Below are 16,780 nucleotides of genomic sequence, written 5' to 3' on the forward strand. Positions count from 1 at the left end.
GGACTACATGTGCTTGAGCAAGGTTTATTAGTAACGGCTGGGGTAGCATTCTTAATTTCTGTTGCCCTTTCGCCATTGTTTATTCCATTTTTAAGAAAATTAAAGTTCGGACAGAGTATTCGTGATGAGGGACCAAAGTCACATCAAAAAAAATCAGGGACACCGACAATGGGCGGTATTGTCATATATGTATCTATGATGGTCACTTCACTTATTATGGCGATTAAGTTTAATCATTTAGGTGCAGAGGTTTCGTTATTATTATTAGTGACATTTGGTTATGGATTGATTGGATTTTTAGATGACTACATAAAGGTAGTTAAGAAGAGAAATCTTGGTTTAACATCAAAACAAAAATTAGTAGGTCAGCTTGTTATTGCTATTGCGTTCTTTTTAATTGGAAAAGGGCAAGCATTTCACACATATATCATGATTCCAGGTACGGATGTTAAGTTTGAATTAGGTTGGGCGTATTTTGTACTTGTGCTATTTATGCTAATCGGTGGCTCGAATGCGGTTAACTTAACTGATGGTTTAGATGGTTTATTATCAGGAACAGCGGCTATTGCATTTGGAGCATTTAGTATTATTGCAGTAGCGCAAGAACAATTTGGAGTTGCGATATTCTGTATGGCAGTTGTCGGAGCAGTACTGGGATTTTTAGTATTCAACGCGAATCCAGCAAAAGTATTTATGGGGGATACAGGTTCCTTAGCTTTAGGTGGAGCTATCGCAGCTGTAGCAATTTTATTAAAACAAGAATTACTACTTGTAATTATTGGTGGAGTATTCGTAATGGAAACTTTATCTGTTATTATTCAAGTTATTTCGTTTAAAACAACAGGAAAACGTGTCTTTAAAATGAGTCCATTACACCACCATTATGAATTATGTGGTTGGTCAGAATGGCGCGTTGTTGTAACGTTTTGGTCTGTAGGATTTTTATTAGCTGTGTTAGGAATTTATATCGGGGTGTGGATGTAATTGAAAACTGTAACTGAATTTCAAAATAAAAATATTCTTGTATTAGGCATTGCAAAGAGTGGTTATGCAGCAGCTACTTTGTTGCAAAAATTAGGGGCGAATGTCATTGTAAATGACGGAAAGCCTTTAGCAGACAATGTACTTGCTGCAGAATTACAAGCAAAAGGAATGGACGTTGTATGCGGTGGCCATCCTTTAGAATTATTAGAGAGAAATATTTCTCTTGTCGTTAAAAATCCAGGAATCCCGTATTCTAATCCAATATTAGTTGCTGCGAAAGAAAAAGAAATTCCAATTGTTACGGAAGTTGAATTAGCATATCGTATTTCAAAAGCACCATTTGTTGGAATTACAGGGTCTAATGGTAAAACGACGACAACAATGCTGACATTTGAAATGTTAAAAGAAGGGCAAAAGCATCCTGTTATTGCAGGGAATATAGGAACTGTAGCTTGTGAAGTAGCACAGGATGCAAAAGAAAATGAAGTTGTAGTTACAGAGCTTTCATCGTTCCAATTGATGGGAGTAGAATCGTTCCAACCTAAAATTGCAGCGTTCTTAAACTTATTTGAAGCCCACTTAGATTACCATGGGACGAAGAAGGAATATGGTTTAGCAAAAGCAAATGTTTTTAAAAACCAAACAGAAAACGATTATAGTGTAATAAATGCGGATGATGCAGATGTGATGGAGTTATCTGCGGATACTAAAGGTCAAAAAATCCTGTTTTCGACAACGAAAGAAATTGAAGATGGTGCGTGTATAAAAGATAACGCTCTTTATTTCAAAGGTGAAAAAGTTGTTGAAGTAAGTGATATCGTTTTACCTGGTCAACATAATCTAGAAAATATTTTAGCTGCGATGAGTATTGCGAAATTATTAGGTACTTCTAATGAAGCAATTACGGTCGTGTTAAAACGTTTTACTGGTGTAAAACATCGTTTAGAATATGTAACAACGATTAACAACCGTAAGTTTTATAATGATTCAAAAGCAACGAATATGTTAGCGACTGAGAAAGCACTATCTGCGTTTACACAACCGATTGTGTTACTAGCAGGTGGGCTTGATCGCGGAAATGAATTCGATGATTTAATTCCGTATTTCAAAAATGTAAAAGCGATTGTAACATTTGGACAAACAGCTCCCAAACTAGTAAGAGCGGCAGAAAAAGCGGGATTAGATATAATTGAAAGTGTCGATACTTTAGATGAAGCAGTGGTGAAAGCTTATGCTCATTCTAAAGAAGATGATGTTGTTCTTCTTTCTCCAGCGTGTGCAAGCTGGGATCAATTTAAAACATTTGAAGAAAGAGGAGACATTTTTATACAAGCTGTGCATAAACTTATATAAAGTAAATCAAAACATCAGTAGGCTAACACCTACTGATGTTTTGTTACATAGGGCAAAAGGTTCTGCCTAAAGAGGTGGTGTTTGTGGGTAATGAAGAAAACGCCTGATTTTATTCTCATCATCGTAACACTTTCATTGTTGACAATCGGAATGATTATGGTTTATAGTGCGAGTGCAGTTTGGGCCTCTTATAAAATGGGGGACTCATTCTTTTTTGCCAAAAGACAATTACTGTTTGCGGGTCTTGGTGTAGTAGCTATGTTTTTTATTATGAAAATTGATTATTGGGTGTGGCGTACGTATTCAAAAGTAATTTTGCTAGTTTGCTTCATTCTTCTTATTCTCGTTCTTATTCCTGGAGTAGGTCTTGTTCGAGGAGGAGCACGAAGTTGGATTGGGATCGGAGCATTTTCGATTCAACCGTCAGAATTTATGAAGTTTGCGATGATTATTTTCTTGGCAAAGTTTTTAGCGGAACGGCAAAAATTGATTACATCTTTTAAACGTGGTTTATTACCGGCTCTTAGTTTTGTGTTTCTTGCTTTTGGGATGATTATGTTACAGCCAGACCTTGGGACAGGAACGGTAATGGTTGGGACATGTATCATTATGATATTTATTTCGGGAGCGAGGGTCTTTCACTTTGCGATGTTTGGTTTGCTTGGTGTAGCAGGGTTTGTAGGGTTAATCGCATCAGCACCGTATCGAATGAAGCGCATTACATCATATTTAGACCCGTGGGCAGATCCGCTTGGAAGTGGATTTCAAATTATCCAATCATTACTCGCAATTGGACCCGGTGGATTATTTGGACTTGGGCTTGGACAAAGTAGACAAAAATTTCTTTATTTACCTGAACCACAAACTGACTTTATATTTGCAATCTTATCCGAGGAATTAGGTTTTATTGGTGGTTCATTTGTGTTATTATTATTTAGTCTATTATTATGGCGCGGGATTCGTATCGCATTAGGAGCGCCAGATTTATATGGTACGTTTTTAGCAGTAGGTATTGTGGCGATGATTGCGATTCAAGTAATGATTAATGTTGGTGTTGTAACAGGACTGATGCCCGTTACGGGTATTACCTTGCCGTTTTTAAGTTATGGTGGATCAAGTTTGACATTAATGTTAATGGCAGTAGGTGTATTATTAAATATAAGTCGCCATTCTCGCTACTAAACCCTGTTTATAAGACAGGGTTTTTCGTATGTGTGTAAAAATGCAATATGTATATAGAAATAAATATAATGGAAATAAGAAAAGAGAAGCGGAGGAGTTAGTAGTGCGTGTATTAGTGAGTGGTGGGGGTACTGGTGGTCATATTTATCCAGCTCTTGCTTTAATTAGAGAAATAAAAAAGTTAAATCCAGAAGCAAGATTTTTATATATTGGTACGGAAAATGGACTAGAGAGTACAATCGTTCCAAAAGCAGGTATACCATTTCAATCTATTGTTATAAGCGGATTTAAACGAAAAATATCATTAGATAATGTGAAAACAGTAATGCGTTTTCTAAAAGGTGTACAGGATAGTAAACGATATATTCGTCGTTTTAATCCGGATATCGTAATTGGAACGGGTGGATATGTATGTGGACCAGTTGTATACGCTGCAGCCAAATTAGGTATTCCGACTATTGTACATGAACAAAATAGTGTACCAGGTGTAACGAACAAATTTTTAAGTCGTTATGTTGATAAAGTTGCTGTTTGTTTTGAAGCAGCTACAGAGCATTTTCCAGAGTCAAAAGTGGTAATGACAGGTAATCCGCGAGCATCAGAGGTAATGGATCAAAATGGAATGAAAGGGAAACGTTCAGTTGGGCTTTCTCTTCCTAAAAAGTCTGTACTTATATTTGGTGGAAGTCGTGGGGCTAGACCGATTAACGATGCCTTCGTTGAAGCAATTGAACAGTTTGGGAACAAAAGCTACGAAATACTATATGTAACAGGTGAAGTACATTATGACAAAGTGATGGAAGCCGTGAAGCAAAAAGGGAACCCGAACAATGTTATTATTAAGCCGTTCATTCATAATATGCCAGAGGTACTAACTGGTGTAGACCTTGTTGTTTCAAGGGCTGGGGCAACAACACTTGCAGAATTAACAGCGTTAGGAAAACCAAGTGTGTTAATACCGAGTCCGTACGTAACAAATAATCATCAGGAAAAGAATGCACGTTCAGTTGTTGATAAAGGAGCGGCAAAAATGTTACTTGAAAAAGATTTAACAGCTGAAACACTTATTCGTGATATTAATGAGATTTTATTGGATGCACAAACATTACAAAATATGAAGCTAGCTGCTAAGAAACTAGGTATTCCAGATGCAGCAAATAAGCTGTATGAAGTAATGAATAAGCTTGTAAAAAAATAAAGTGAGGCTTTAATCAGTGGGGAGTGATTCTCTCTCGTTGATTATTACCTTTCACTAATCGGATGTTTACTGGCATCCCGATACCGCCTAACTTCTTTGTTACCGCCGAATTTTGATTTAGGAGCTGTAATGCCCGTAAATAGAGGGATAACGTTAGGTGAACGCCCTGCATATTATTGTCATAAGGAGACTTAATATGGGGGAGATTGTCTATGGAACAATTAGTAAATGAGCTTATAGAAGCAGACGTTGGTCGTGTTTTAGTTAACGAGTCGTTAGCGCGTTATACAACTATGAAAATAGGTGGACCAGCGGATATTTTAATTGTGCCTAAGCATGTAGCCGGTATTGAAAAAACATTACAGTTAGTAAAGCAATACAAAACGAAGTGGACTGTAATTGGGCGCGGTTCAAACCTTCTTGTATCTGATCGAGGCATAGAAGGTGTTGTTATTCGTTTAGGAGAAGGATTAGATCACTTAGAGGTCGAAAAACATAAGGTAAGAGTTGGTAGTGGATATTCTCTTATTAAATTGTCAACTTTACTTAGTCGTCAAGGGTTAGCTGGATTGGAGTTTGCAAGCGGCATTCCAGGAAGTGTCGGTGGTGCAGTATATATGAATGCAGGTGCACATAAATCGGATATATCGAGTGTATTATCGAAGGCTCTCATTCTGTTTGAAGACGGTACAATTGACTGGTTAACGAATAAAGAACTGGAGTTTTCTTATCGGGCATCTGTATTGCAAACGAAACGGCCTGGTATTGTTTTAGAGGCGGAGTTTCAATTACAGGCGGGAAAACGTGAAGAAATTGTACGTAGCATGCAAAATAATAAAGATTACCGCCGTGAAACGCAACCATGGAATCACCCGTGTGCAGGAAGTATATTTCGGAATCCAATCCCACATTTTGCAGGCGATTTAGTAGAAAAAGCAGGGCTTCGTGGTTATAGGATTGGTGGAGCTCAAATTTCTCAAATGCATGGCAATTTTATTGTTAATACCGGGGGAGCTTCAGCGCAAGATGTATTGTCCTTAATTGAATTAATAAAACATACAATTAAGGATAAATTTGATGTAGATATGCACACAGAAGTAGAAATCATTGGAAGATAACGGTTATTCGTTCCGCTCATTATCATTTATGTTATAATAAGAAGATAAGAACGGCATGAGGAACATGCCGTTCTTTATGTTACATAGGGGGATCGTACATGAATAATAGTAAAGTGATTAAACTACAAGATCGTGTACCAAAATTGAAAAATCAAAAGAAAAAAAACAAAAAAAATGTTAATCATCGATTGATTTTATACATATCAATTTTATTTTTATTAGTGCTCTTTTTAATTTATTTTCGGTCTCCGCTTAGTAATATAAAAAAGATTAGTGTGTTTGGAAATCATTATATGACGGATGAGCAAGTAATGAAGGATTCAGGCGTGACATATGATACAAGCTATTTCCGAGTGACAGCACATAAAGCTGAAGAAAACTTAACGAAGCGAAAAGAAATTAAAGCAGTAAATGTAAAAAAACGTTTTCCAAACAAGATTGATGTTCATATTGAAGAATATTTAACGATTGGTTATATAAATAAAGAGGGAAAATTACAACCGTTATTAGAGAATGGAAAAACACTTGATGTACTACCTAATGGAAAACTTCCTGTTGCAGCACCGATTTTCGAACCTTTTAAAGAAGAGAAAATGAAGGAGTTAATCGCTGAACTAGAAAAATTAACACCAGCTATTTTAAAATCTATTTCGGAGATTCGCTATTCTCCAACGAATGCGAATGAAGATCATCTTACTTTATATATGAATGAAGGTTATGAAGTGAGCACTACGATTCAAAATTTCGCAAAACGTATGGAAGCCTATCCGCTTATTTTAAAAACAATTGAGCCAGGTAAGAAGGTATTAATTGATTTAGAAGTAGGTGCATATACGAAAGAATTAGGTGCGGAAGAAAAAAAAGAATAGAATGGTAGTTTTCGTTGCTTATAGCAGAAAAAACAAAACAAACGTTCTATTATATGCATACGAATTTAGAAGAATGGTTCATTTGATGAAAAATATGTAAAAATTCTTAGATTCATACTAGTATTGGTACAAGTTTCACTTTTCTATGAGTACATCTTAGTGTAGACTTATACTTGGCGGTAAACTTTACACTCGAAATAGAATTATTTCAAGATAAGCAGTTATTCATAGTTTACTGCGATATTCTTAATTGAATGCTAAATAAAAATAAGAAAAATATAGGGTTAAAAAAGGGAAACGTATAAAGACGTTGAATATTTTTCTTATAAATAGTAAAGTTGCGATTGTTGTTCCATATATTGAGTTGTATGGTATAAATAAAGAAGGAGGTGCCAAAGAATGAACAGCAATGAAATATATGTTAGTCTTGACATCGGTACATCCAATGTTAAAGTCATCATTGGTGAAATGGTTAATGACAGCTTAAACATTATTGGTGTTGGAAATGTAAAATCAAATGGTTTAAAGAAGGGATCGATAGTTGATATAGACGAGACTGTTCGATCAATTAAAAAAGCAATTGAACAAGCTGAGCGTATGGTGGGAATCCATATTGAGCAAGTTGTAGTAGGTGTCAATGCAAACCAGGTACAGCTACTTCCTTGTCACGGAGTAGTCGCTGTTTCAAATGAAGATCGTGAAATCGGGAATGAAGATGTCTTACGCGTTCTAGATGCAGCACAAGTTGTGTCAATTGCTCCAGAACGTGAGTTTATTGATGTGGTACCTCGACAGTTCATCGTAGACGGTCTTGACGAGATTAACGATCCACGCGGGATGATCGGTGTAAGATTAGAAATGGAAGGTACACTTATTACAGGCTCGAGAACTTTACTACATAACCTACTTCGTTGTGTAGAAAAAGCAGGTCTTGAAATTGTTGATATTTGTCTTCAACCTTTAGCGGCTGCAACAGTTGCTATATCTTCAGATGAAAAAAATAGAGGAGTAGCCCTTGTTGATATGGGGGGAGGATCTACAACTTTATCTATTTTTAAAGACGGAGAGTTACAAGCGACGAGCGTATTACCATTAGGTGGAGACCATATAACGAAGGATATTGCAATTGGGTTGAAAACTTCAACAGAAAATGCAGATCAAATTAAGTTGAAATATGGACATGCTTTTTATGATACAGCATCTGAAGAAGAGATGTTTACGGTTCCTATTATGGGAAGTGATCAAACAGAACAATATTCTCAGTTGGAATTATCGGATATAATAGAGGCTCGTGTAGAGGAAATTTTAATGTTTGTTCAAGATGAAGTGCGTAAGTTAGGAGTAAAGCAAGTGGCTTCTGGTTATGTACTAACTGGCGGAATTGCTTCTATGCCAGGTGTTCTTGATCTTGCATATGATATTTTACATGAAAATGTTCGTGTAGCAACTCCTGATTATATTGGTGTGCGTGAGCCCCAATATACAAGCGGAGTTGGATTAATTAAACATTCTTATCAAAAAGCTAAATTACGTGGGAAAAATGTGCAGGAAAAGCAAGAGCATTTTGAAACAGTACCAGCACCAGCACCAACGCCGGTACAACAGCAACCTGCGAAACAAAAAACTCGTAATCAAAACAATAATAATCAAAATGATGACCGTATGATGTCAAAAGTAAAACGTGTATTCCGTTATTTATGGGATTAAAATTGGACACGAAAAATGAGGTTCTAGGGGGATTTCGACATGTTAGAGTTTGATACTACTCAAGATCAATTAGCGAATATAAAAGTTATCGGTGTCGGCGGTGGCGGAAACAATGCTGTAAACCGTATGATTGAACACGGTGTACAAGGTGTAGACTTTATCGCTGTGAACACTGATGCACAAGCATTAAATCTATCAAAAGCTGAAACAAAAATGCAAATTGGTGGAAAATTAACGCGTGGACTTGGTGCAGGCGCAAACCCTGAAGTAGGGAAAAAAGCTGCAGAAGAAAGTAAAGAACAGATCCAAGAAGCACTTCGTGGTGCGGATATGGTCTTCGTAACTGCTGGTATGGGCGGTGGAACTGGAACTGGTGCAGCTCCAGTTGTTGCTCAAGTTGCAAAAGAATTAGGTGCTTTAACAGTTGGTGTTGTAACACGTCCATTTACTTTTGAAGGACGTAAACGTGCAACGCAAGCAGCATCTGGTATTGCAGCATTTAAAGAAAATGTAGATACTCTTATTGTAATTCCAAACGATCGCTTATTAGAGATCGTTGATAAAAATACGCCAATGTTAGAAGCATTCCGTGAAGCTGATAACGTATTACGTCAAGGTGTTCAAGGTATTTCGGATTTAATTGCAACGCCAGGTTTAATTAATTTAGACTTTGCAGACGTAAAGACAATTATGTCTAATAGAGGTTCTGCTTTAATGGGTATTGGTTCTGGTAACGGGGAAAATCGTGCTGCAGAAGCTGCGAAAAAAGCGATTTCTAGTCCATTACTAGAAACATCTATTGATGGAGCTCAAGGTGTTATCATGAATATTACGGGTGGCGCTAACTTAAGCTTATATGAAGTACAAGAAGCGGCAGATATCGTAGCCTCAGCTTCAGATCCAGAAGTAAATATGATCTTCGGTTCTGTTATTAACGAAGGATTAAAAGATGATATCGTTGTAACTGTAATTGCAACTGGTTTTGATGATAGCATTGCAACTCAACCACCAAAACCAATTATTCGTCCGAATGCGAACCACACGCAACAACAGCAACAACCAGTAGCTCAACCTTCAAAACAACGTGAAGTAAAACGTGAAATGAAGCGTGAAGAGCCAGTTGTACATGAACGTCATTCAGATTCAGATGATATCGATATTCCAGCATTTTTACGTAACCGTCGTAGACGATAAAAAAAGGAGCTTTCATGCTCCTTTTTTGTTTTTTAAATGGAAAAGACCTGCTAAGCAGGTCTTTTTTTATTTCGTATATTTCAATATATTTTGTTGGTGAAAATAAGAGTATATCATTCTATGAATTTGTACTTTTATTCTTTACCGACAGATTATGTCTAGAAATCACAAAATAACAAAAAAACACCTCCGCAAATTGACACACTTTCCTATTGGATATGCATTATACTAGTCTCAACTTGAAAAAAGAGGTGAATTGTTTGGTTGTTTACGCCGACGTTGTTTGGTTGTTAAACGCCTGCATTGATTTTCTTTTGCTTTTATTAACAGCTACCGTGTTAAAAAAGAAAATCAAAAGATGGAGGCTTGTGTTAGGGGCATTTATAGGTTCAACTATTGTTATTTTTGCCTTTACTCCTTTTGCTTCTATGATGACACATCCAATTATGAAACTACTGTACTCGTTACTTATTGTGTATACAGCATTTGGGTTTACAACATTTAGAAATTATGCACAGACTGTTTTTACTTTTTACTTTGTAACCTTTATGGTTGGCGGAGGATTAATTGGAACTCATTTCTTTTTGCAAACGAATGAAATGGTAAATGGATTGGTTCAATCTCAGTCAATTTCTTACGGCGATCCAATTAGTTGGTTATTTGTTATTTTTGGCTTTCCGGTAATTTATTATTTTTCTAAAAAGCGTATTGAAAGCGTAGAGGTCACGAAAATACACTATGACCAAATTGTGAAAGTAAAAATTCAATTGGCCGAAGAAGAACTAGAACTGGCAGGTCTTATTGACAGTGGGAACCAACTTTACGATCCATTAACAAAAACACCCGTTATGATTATGCATGTTTCATCATTAGAACATTGCTTACCATCTTGGTTAACAGAACAAATTTATTCCAAAACAGAAATTCCTCAAATACCAGAAAATGATTCTGGTTGGGCGACAAAATTACGTTTAATTCCTTTCCGTGCAGTAGGAGTAGAAAGTCAATTTTTGTGGGCAATTAAGCCTGACAGTGTGCAAGTTGATCATGAAGGTAGTTCTATTGTTGTAAACAAAGTATTAATTGGATTAAATACACAACAACTGTCTACAAATGGGGAGTATCAATGTATTGTGCATCCAAAAATGTTGATTTCACAAAAAATGGTGATCGCTTAATAATGAGAGGCGGGATAATATGATGAAATTAAAATTTTATTTAGTATACCTTTGGTATAAAGTATTGCTGAAATTAGGAATTAAGACCGATGAAATTTATTATATTGGTGGAAGTGAAGCGTTGCCACCACCGTTAACGAAAGAAGAAGAGGAAGTTCTTTTGAATAAATTGCCAAAGGGAGATCAGGCAGCAAGGTCATTACTTATTGAACGTAACTTAAGGCTCGTTGTATATATAGCAAGAAAGTTTGAAAATACAGGGATAAATATTGAAGATTTGATTAGTATAGGAACAATCGGCCTTATTAAAGCGGTAAATACATTTAATCCAGAAAAGAAAATAAAATTAGCAACATATGCATCGCGTTGTATAGAAAATGAAATTTTAATGCATTTACGTCGAAATAACAAAAATCGTTCAGAAGTTTCTTTTGATGAACCGCTAAACATTGATTGGGATGGGAATGAACTGTTGTTGTCTGACGTGTTAGGTACAGATGATGATATTATTACAAAAGATTTAGAAGCTACTGTAGATCGTCACCTTTTAATGAAAGCATTACACCAATTAAATGATCGTGAAAAACAAATTATGGAACTTCGGTTTGGTCTTGCTGGAGGAGAGGAAAAGACGCAAAAAGATGTGGCGGATATGCTTGGGATTTCACAGTCATACATTTCGCGTTTAGAAAAAAGAATTATAAAAAGATTACGAAAAGAATTTAATAAAATGGTGTGAAAGAATAAGACCAGCCGTTATGTAGGCTGGTCTTATTCTATTTAGTTGTATTAGGAAAGATAATTTAAATAAAAAATCGTGAAAAAACCATATGCATAAAATCCCCTTCAAAGGAAATACTTTACACTGTACAGCAACTCCCGATAGGAGGGAACACTTTGACGAGAAACAAAGTAGAAATTTGCGGTGTTGATACAGCTAAACTTCCAGTATTAAAAAATGAAGAGATGCGTAAATTATTTCGTGAAATGCAAAGTGGAGAGATAAGCGCAAGAGAAAAATTAGTGAATGGAAACTTACGTCTTGTACTGAGCGTCATCCAAAGATTTAATAACAGAGGAGAATATGTTGACGATTTATTTCAAGTTGGTTGCATTGGACTTATGAAATCAATTGATAATTTTGATTTAGGCCAAAATGTAAAATTTTCAACGTATGCTGTGCCGATGATTATTGGGGAAATACGCAGATATTTGCGTGATAATAATCCAATTCGCGTATCGCGCTCATTGCGAGATATTGCGTATAAAGCTTTGCAAGTAAGAGAAAAGTTGATTGCAGAAAATTCAAAAGAACCAACAGCAATGGATATTGCAAAAGTGCTAGAAGTAACTCATGAAGAGATAGTATTTGCTTTAGATGCGATTCAAGACCCAGTTTCATTATTTGAACCGATTTATAATGATGGAGGAGATCCTATCTTTGTTATGGATCAGTTAAGTGATGAAAAACAAAAGGACGAGCAGTGGGTTGAAGAATTAGCATTAAAAGAAGGAATGAAGCGTTTAAATGATCGAGAGAAAATGATTATTAGAAAACGTTTCTTCCAAGGAAAGACACAGATGGAAGTTGCAGAAGAAATTGGGATTTCCCAAGCGCAAGTATCACGTTTAGAGAAGTCAGCCATTAAACAAATGAATAAAACGATTCAAGGATAAGGTCTCACCAATTATGGTGAGACCTTTTTATATGTAATATGGTTTGTGCTCATAGTAGGGGATTAGTGTTCATATAATGAAACTAGCATGGTGTTTCGTATAGGTGGCTTCCTGTAAATATGAGAAACAGTTTCCAATTCGTCATATAAGGGAGAGGATAAAAATGGTGATACGAATTTCAGAGTTACAGATGAAGGATGTTATAAATATTTCAGATGGAAAAAGGATTGGGAATATTGGAGATATTGAAATTGATATGAACACAGGGAAAATTTGTTCTGTTATTATTTCCAAACAGACACGTATGCTAGGTATTTTTGGAAAAGATGTTGAGATTGTAATTCCTTGGAAGGAAATTGTGAAAATTGGGGAAGATGTCATACTTGTAAGAGTAAATCCTGTTAATTCTGTAACAGAATCAATACAAACACCGACAATTTCATAAAGAATATTACAAATTCCTCTTTTTTTTCTGTTAGGATTATGAAAAAATAAAAGTATGGTAAAATAGACAGGAAGTACCATGCTTTTTTCTGTTATTTTAATTAAAAGGAGCCGCTTTATTATGAGAGAACCATTTAAATATGTGGACGGTATACTGTATTTACAAGCGTGGAAAGAACTTGGAAACATTACTGCTGGATTTACGACAAAAGATGGTGGGATAAGTACGGGCTCCTTTCATGCGATGAATTTAGGATTACATGTGAATGATATCGTGGAGAACGTTCATGAAAACAGACGCATTTTAGCAAATAAGTTACAAAAACCATTAGAAAACTGGATTTGCTCTGAACAAGTTCATGCTCATCATGTTGAAAAAGTAGGGCAACAGGAAAAAGGAAGTGGCGTCTATTCATATGAGGACGGCATTTCAAAAACAGATGGCATTTATACGAGTAATGAAGATGTTCTGTTAACGTCTTGTTACGCGGATTGTGTTCCGCTCTATTTTTATGCACCATCACATGGTATGATAGGACTTGCGCATGCTGGATGGAAAGGCACTGTACAAGAGATTGCAAAGGAAATGATTCAAAAGTGGAATGCAGAAGGTATTTCAAGTGATGAAATTCATGTTGCAATTGGGCCGTCGATCGGATCTTGTTGTTATGTTGTGGATGATCGTGTATTAACAGCAGCACAGGAAGTAGTTAGCGGTGCTGTTCCTCATCAAAAAATTTCTGACGGGCAGTACGCAATTAATTTAAAAGAAATTAATCGTATATTATGTGTACAAGCAGGCATAAAAGAAGAGCATATTGTAATGTCATCTCTTTGTACAAGCTGTGAAGAGCAACTATTTTTCTCTCATCGTCGTGATCAAGGTAAGACAGGAAGAATGTTGAGTTTCATAGGTTTTAAGGAGGAAGGAAGCAAGTGACAGTACAAGAAAATTTAGTGATTGTAAACGAAGCTATTAAAGAATCTTGCGCTCGAGCTGGACGTTCGTTGCAAGATATTAAACTTGTTGCAGTGACAAAAACTGTAGGGATTGAAAAAACAAACGAAGTAATTGAAGCTGGAATTATCGATTTAGGTGAAAATAGAAATGAAGGTTTCTTACAGAAATACGAGCATTTCGGTTCAAAAGTTAATTGGCACTTTATTGGCTCATTACAAACGAGAAAAGTAAAAGAAATCATTAATGAAATTGATTATTTACATTCGTTAGATCGTCTTTCCCTGGCGAAAGAAATTCAGAAACGTGCTGATAAGAAAGTGAAATGCTTTATTCAAGTGAAAACCTCATCTGAAGAATCGAAGCAAGGATTGGCAATAGAAGAGGTTGTTTCTTTTATTCAAAGTTTGCAAGAATTCGATAAAATTGAAGTGGTCGGACTAATGACGATGGCTCCATTTACAGAAGAAGAGGAAGAAATCAGACGCTGTTTTAAGGAATTACGTATGCTACAAACAGAGGTGCAGGAGCTAGAATTATTACATGCGCCATGTAAAGAATTATCAATGGGAATGTCCAACGATTACACGATTGCAATTGAAGAAGGGGCTACATATATTCGTTTGGGAACGATTTTAGTAGGAAAAGCGTAAAAGGAAGGAGAATCTTATTATGAGTTGGTCAAAAGTAAAATACTTCTTTTTTGATACACCGGAAGAAAAAGAAGCAGCTCAATATGGTTATGAAAAGGAGCAAACAGACATGAAAAAGCAGCAAGATCCACCAGAACAACAAGATGTTACGTTTCCGAAAGCGCAACCGAAGCAAAATGTTGTGAGTATTGAAACAGCAAAACAATCTTCAAAAGTTGTTTTATTAGAACCACGCACATATTCGGAAGCGCAAGGGATTGCGGACCACCTAAAAGGTAGACGAGCTGTTGTAATTAATTTGCAGAGAATGTCTACTGATCAAGCGGTACGTATCGTTGACTTTTTAAGTGGTACTGTATACGCTATAGGCGGGGACATTCAAAAAATAGGACCGAAAACATTTATGTGTACACCTGAAAATGTTGATATTGTTGGTGCAATTTCAGAGTTATTCGGTGAAGAAGAAGAAACAAATATAAAGAGGTGGTAATACGCCATGACAACAGTTTTAATGGTGTTAAGTTCTGCTATCGAGATTTACTCGTGGGCACTGATTATTTACATTCTCCTATCATGGTTTCCTGGTGCAAAGGAATCATCTTTTGGAGAGTTCTTGGCGCGAATTTGTGAACCGTATTTAGAACCATTCCGCAGATTTATTCCGCCGCTGGGTATGATTGATATTTCTCCACTCGTTGCGATTTTTGCGTTAAAACTTGCTAAAAGTGGTTTGTTCAGCTTGTTCGGCTATTTCTTATAGTAAGAGGTTAAATACATGAGCATTTACGAACATTTTAGGCCTGATGAAGAGGTCTTTGTAGATAAAGTGCTAGAGTGGAAGCGAACGGCGGAGTACCATCAAGTGAAATTAACAGATTTCCTTGATCCAAGACAGCAACAAATTGTTTCTATGGTAATTGGACAAGGAGATGTTGCTGTGCAATTTGGTGGTGCAACGCCTAATGCAGAGCGTAAAAGAGCACTCATTTATCCAGACTATCTAGAATTAAATGAAGAAGAATTTCAAGTAGAAGTATTAGAAATTGACTATCCTTCCAAGTTTTATACGCTAGAACATAGGCAAATATTAGGTACATTTATGTCTCTTGGTTTAACGAGAGAAAAATGTGGTGATATTTTGCTGCAAGAAAATCGTGCCCAAATTGTAGTTGCGAAAGAAATCGTATCGTACATTGAGATGAACTTACAAGCAATAGGAAAAGTAAAAGTCTCCTTATCAGCAGTACAAGGAGAACAAATTCTACAGATACATGAAACGTGGGGGGAGAAATCTGGAACGGTTTCTTCACTTCGTTTAGATGTTATGTTAGCTGAAATGTTACATTTATCTAGACAGAAAGTACAACCTTTCATTAAAAATGGTTTAGTAAAAGTTAATTGGAAAATAGTGGAACAAACTTCTTATGAATGTTATCCAGGAGACGTTTTCTCTGTTAGAGGATATGGCCGAAGTAAATTATTTTCTGTAGAAGGTAGAACAAAACGCGACAAATGGAGAATTTTGTATGGTATACTAAAATGATTGGTTTTTTAGAAGGAAATCCTCCTATTTTGTCGAAGAAAAGATATAATTGAAAGAGGAAATTTAGATAACTACTTGGAGGTGGCGTTGTGCCGTTAACACCATTAGATATTCATAACAAAGAATTTGGTCGCGGATTCCGTGGCTATGATGAAGATCAAGTAAATGAGTTTCTTGATCAAATTATCAAAGATTATGAATTGGTCATTCGTGAGAAAAAAGCTTTAGAAGAAAAAGTTGCGCAGTTAGAAGGGAAGTTAGATCATTTCTCTAATATTGAAGATACGTTAAACAAATCTATCGTTGTTGCGCAAGAAGCAGCGGAAGAAGTAAAACGTAATGCGCAAAAAGAAGCGAAATTAATTGTGCGTGAAGCTGAAAAGAATGCTGATCGTATTATTAACGAAGCATTAGTAAAATCAAGAAAAGTTGCTTTTGATATTGAAGAGTTAAAGAAACAAGCGAAAGTATTCCGAACTCGTTTCCGTATGTTATTAGAAACACAGCTTGAAATGTTAAACAACGATGATTGGGATAAACTAATTGAGTTAGAAGACGAAGTAGATGAACTGTTGAAAAAAGAAGAAACAGTGTAAGCTTGACGTTTTTCTCATTATTACATATAATTTTAAACAACATATTTATTAAGAAAAACGAAGATAGGGATAAGTACCTTTTCAAACCTTATATAGCGAACTGAGGACGGTGTAAGCTCAGGATAA

The 16,780-nt window shown here is 36.0% G+C and carries 18 protein-coding genes and 1 other annotated feature (1 of these 19 running past the window's edge); all 18 genes read left to right on the forward strand.

Going from position 1 to position 16,780, the window contains the following annotated elements; translation table 11 throughout:
• Positions 1 to 9 precede the first annotated feature (9 nt).
• Complete coding sequence (gene mraY, locus ASE54_RS06915) at positions 10 to 984, forward strand: phospho-N-acetylmuramoyl-pentapeptide-transferase (RefSeq protein ID WP_000893058.1); 975 nt, start codon at positions 10 to 12, stop codon at positions 982 to 984.
• A complete protein-coding gene (gene murD, locus ASE54_RS06920) occupies positions 985 to 2,337 on the forward strand; it encodes a UDP-N-acetylmuramoyl-L-alanine--D-glutamate ligase (RefSeq protein ID WP_000860096.1) in 1,353 nt (450 codons plus the stop codon). It abuts the gene before it with no gap.
• 90 nt (positions 2,338 to 2,427) lie between these two features.
• Entirely contained in the window at positions 2,428 to 3,519 is a 1,092-nt protein-coding gene (spoVE, locus tag ASE54_RS06925) for a stage V sporulation protein E (RefSeq protein ID WP_000753521.1), read from the forward strand.
• 103 nt (positions 3,520 to 3,622) lie between these two features.
• Positions 3,623 to 4,717 (forward strand): undecaprenyldiphospho-muramoylpentapeptide beta-N-acetylglucosaminyltransferase, encoded by a 1,095-nt coding sequence (gene murG, locus ASE54_RS06930; RefSeq protein ID WP_014895328.1) that lies wholly within the window; start codon positions 3,623 to 3,625, stop codon positions 4,715 to 4,717.
• 212 nt (positions 4,718 to 4,929) lie between these two features.
• Positions 4,930 to 5,835: a UDP-N-acetylmuramate dehydrogenase gene (gene murB / locus ASE54_RS06935; RefSeq protein ID WP_000437031.1), complete on the forward strand. Its 906-nt coding sequence runs from the start codon at positions 4,930 to 4,932 to the stop codon at positions 5,833 to 5,835.
• Positions 5,836 to 5,933: 98 nt separating this feature from the next.
• Complete coding sequence (gene divIB / locus ASE54_RS06940; protein ID WP_001065791.1) at positions 5,934 to 6,704, forward strand: cell division protein DivIB; 771 nt, start codon at positions 5,934 to 5,936, stop codon at positions 6,702 to 6,704.
• Between the two features lie 399 nt (positions 6,705 to 7,103).
• Positions 7,104 to 8,411 carry a cell division protein FtsA gene (ftsA, locus tag ASE54_RS06945; RefSeq protein WP_001087559.1) on the forward strand — a complete coding sequence of 436 codons (1,308 nt, stop codon included), beginning with the start codon at positions 7,104 to 7,106 and terminating at the stop codon, positions 8,409 to 8,411.
• 39 nt (positions 8,412 to 8,450) lie between these two features.
• Positions 8,451 to 9,605: a cell division protein FtsZ gene (ftsZ, locus tag ASE54_RS06950; protein WP_000888984.1), complete on the forward strand. Its 1,155-nt coding sequence runs from the start codon at positions 8,451 to 8,453 to the stop codon at positions 9,603 to 9,605.
• A 260-nt stretch (positions 9,606 to 9,865) separates the two neighbouring features.
• Positions 9,866 to 10,783 carry a sigma-E processing peptidase SpoIIGA gene (gene spoIIGA / locus ASE54_RS06955; RefSeq protein ID WP_000261975.1) on the forward strand — a complete coding sequence of 306 codons (918 nt, stop codon included), beginning with the start codon at positions 9,866 to 9,868 and terminating at the stop codon, positions 10,781 to 10,783.
• Between the two features lie 19 nt (positions 10,784 to 10,802).
• A complete protein-coding gene (gene sigE / locus ASE54_RS06960) occupies positions 10,803 to 11,522 on the forward strand; it encodes an RNA polymerase sporulation sigma factor SigE (RefSeq protein ID WP_000976948.1) in 720 nt (239 codons plus the stop codon).
• Between the two features lie 158 nt (positions 11,523 to 11,680).
• Positions 11,681 to 12,460 (forward strand): RNA polymerase sporulation sigma factor SigG, encoded by a 780-nt coding sequence (gene sigG / locus ASE54_RS06965; protein ID WP_000197755.1) that lies wholly within the window; start codon positions 11,681 to 11,683, stop codon positions 12,458 to 12,460.
• Between the two features lie 163 nt (positions 12,461 to 12,623).
• Complete coding sequence (locus ASE54_RS06970) at positions 12,624 to 12,905, forward strand: YlmC/YmxH family sporulation protein (RefSeq protein WP_000236745.1); 282 nt, start codon at positions 12,624 to 12,626, stop codon at positions 12,903 to 12,905.
• A 120-nt stretch (positions 12,906 to 13,025) separates the two neighbouring features.
• On the forward strand, positions 13,026 to 13,844 hold the full coding sequence (gene pgeF / locus ASE54_RS06975) for a peptidoglycan editing factor PgeF (protein WP_001209008.1): 819 nt from the start codon (positions 13,026 to 13,028) through the stop codon (positions 13,842 to 13,844).
• Complete coding sequence (locus ASE54_RS06980) at positions 13,841 to 14,515, forward strand: YggS family pyridoxal phosphate-dependent enzyme (RefSeq protein ID WP_000218005.1); 675 nt, start codon at positions 13,841 to 13,843, stop codon at positions 14,513 to 14,515. The genes pgeF and ASE54_RS06980 overlap by 4 nt, the downstream gene beginning before the upstream one ends.
• A gap of 19 nt (positions 14,516 to 14,534) precedes the next feature.
• A complete protein-coding gene (locus ASE54_RS06985; RefSeq protein WP_000119129.1) occupies positions 14,535 to 15,005 on the forward strand; it encodes a cell division protein SepF in 471 nt (156 codons plus the stop codon).
• Positions 15,006 to 15,011: 6 nt separating this feature from the next.
• Positions 15,012 to 15,275 carry a YggT family protein gene (locus ASE54_RS06990; protein WP_000214323.1) on the forward strand — a complete coding sequence of 88 codons (264 nt, stop codon included), beginning with the start codon at positions 15,012 to 15,014 and terminating at the stop codon, positions 15,273 to 15,275.
• A 15-nt stretch (positions 15,276 to 15,290) separates the two neighbouring features.
• On the forward strand, positions 15,291 to 16,058 hold the full coding sequence (locus tag ASE54_RS06995; protein ID WP_000029712.1) for an RNA-binding protein: 768 nt from the start codon (positions 15,291 to 15,293) through the stop codon (positions 16,056 to 16,058).
• Positions 16,059 to 16,147: 89 nt separating this feature from the next.
• On the forward strand, positions 16,148 to 16,654 hold the full coding sequence (divIVA, locus tag ASE54_RS07000; RefSeq protein ID WP_001131611.1) for a septum site-determining protein DivIVA: 507 nt from the start codon (positions 16,148 to 16,150) through the stop codon (positions 16,652 to 16,654).
• A gap of 51 nt (positions 16,655 to 16,705) precedes the next feature.
• Positions 16,706 to 16,780, forward strand: a binding site (T-box leader); it runs 148 nt beyond the window's last position.

Origin of the sequence: Bacillus sp. Root131, from assembly GCF_001429475.1 — a bacterium.
GTDB lineage: Bacteria > Bacillota > Bacilli > Bacillales > Bacillaceae_G > Bacillus_A > Bacillus_A thuringiensis_S.

Bases quoted from the DNA above. Each gene is read 5' to 3' on its own strand.
- spoVE (WP_000753521.1), top strand. From the start codon at position 2,428: ATGAAGAAAACGCCTGATTTTATTCTCATCATCGTAACACTTTCATTG.
- murB (WP_000437031.1), top strand. From the start codon at position 4,930: ATGGAACAATTAGTAAATGAGCTTATAGAAGCAGACGTTGGTCGTGTT.
- divIB (WP_001065791.1), top strand. From the start codon at position 5,934: ATGAATAATAGTAAAGTGATTAAACTACAAGATCGTGTACCAAAATTG.
- ftsA (WP_001087559.1), top strand. From the start codon at position 7,104: ATGAACAGCAATGAAATATATGTTAGTCTTGACATCGGTACATCCAAT.
- ftsZ (WP_000888984.1), top strand. From the start codon at position 8,451: ATGTTAGAGTTTGATACTACTCAAGATCAATTAGCGAATATAAAAGTT.
- sigE (WP_000976948.1), top strand. From the start codon at position 10,803: ATGATGAAATTAAAATTTTATTTAGTATACCTTTGGTATAAAGTATTG.
- ASE54_RS06970 (WP_000236745.1), top strand. From the start codon at position 12,624: ATGGTGATACGAATTTCAGAGTTACAGATGAAGGATGTTATAAATATT.
- pgeF (WP_001209008.1), top strand. From the start codon at position 13,026: ATGAGAGAACCATTTAAATATGTGGACGGTATACTGTATTTACAAGCG.
- ASE54_RS06985 (WP_000119129.1), top strand. From the start codon at position 14,535: ATGAGTTGGTCAAAAGTAAAATACTTCTTTTTTGATACACCGGAAGAA.
- ASE54_RS06990 (WP_000214323.1), top strand. From the start codon at position 15,012: ATGACAACAGTTTTAATGGTGTTAAGTTCTGCTATCGAGATTTACTCG.
- ASE54_RS06995 (WP_000029712.1), top strand. From the start codon at position 15,291: ATGAGCATTTACGAACATTTTAGGCCTGATGAAGAGGTCTTTGTAGAT.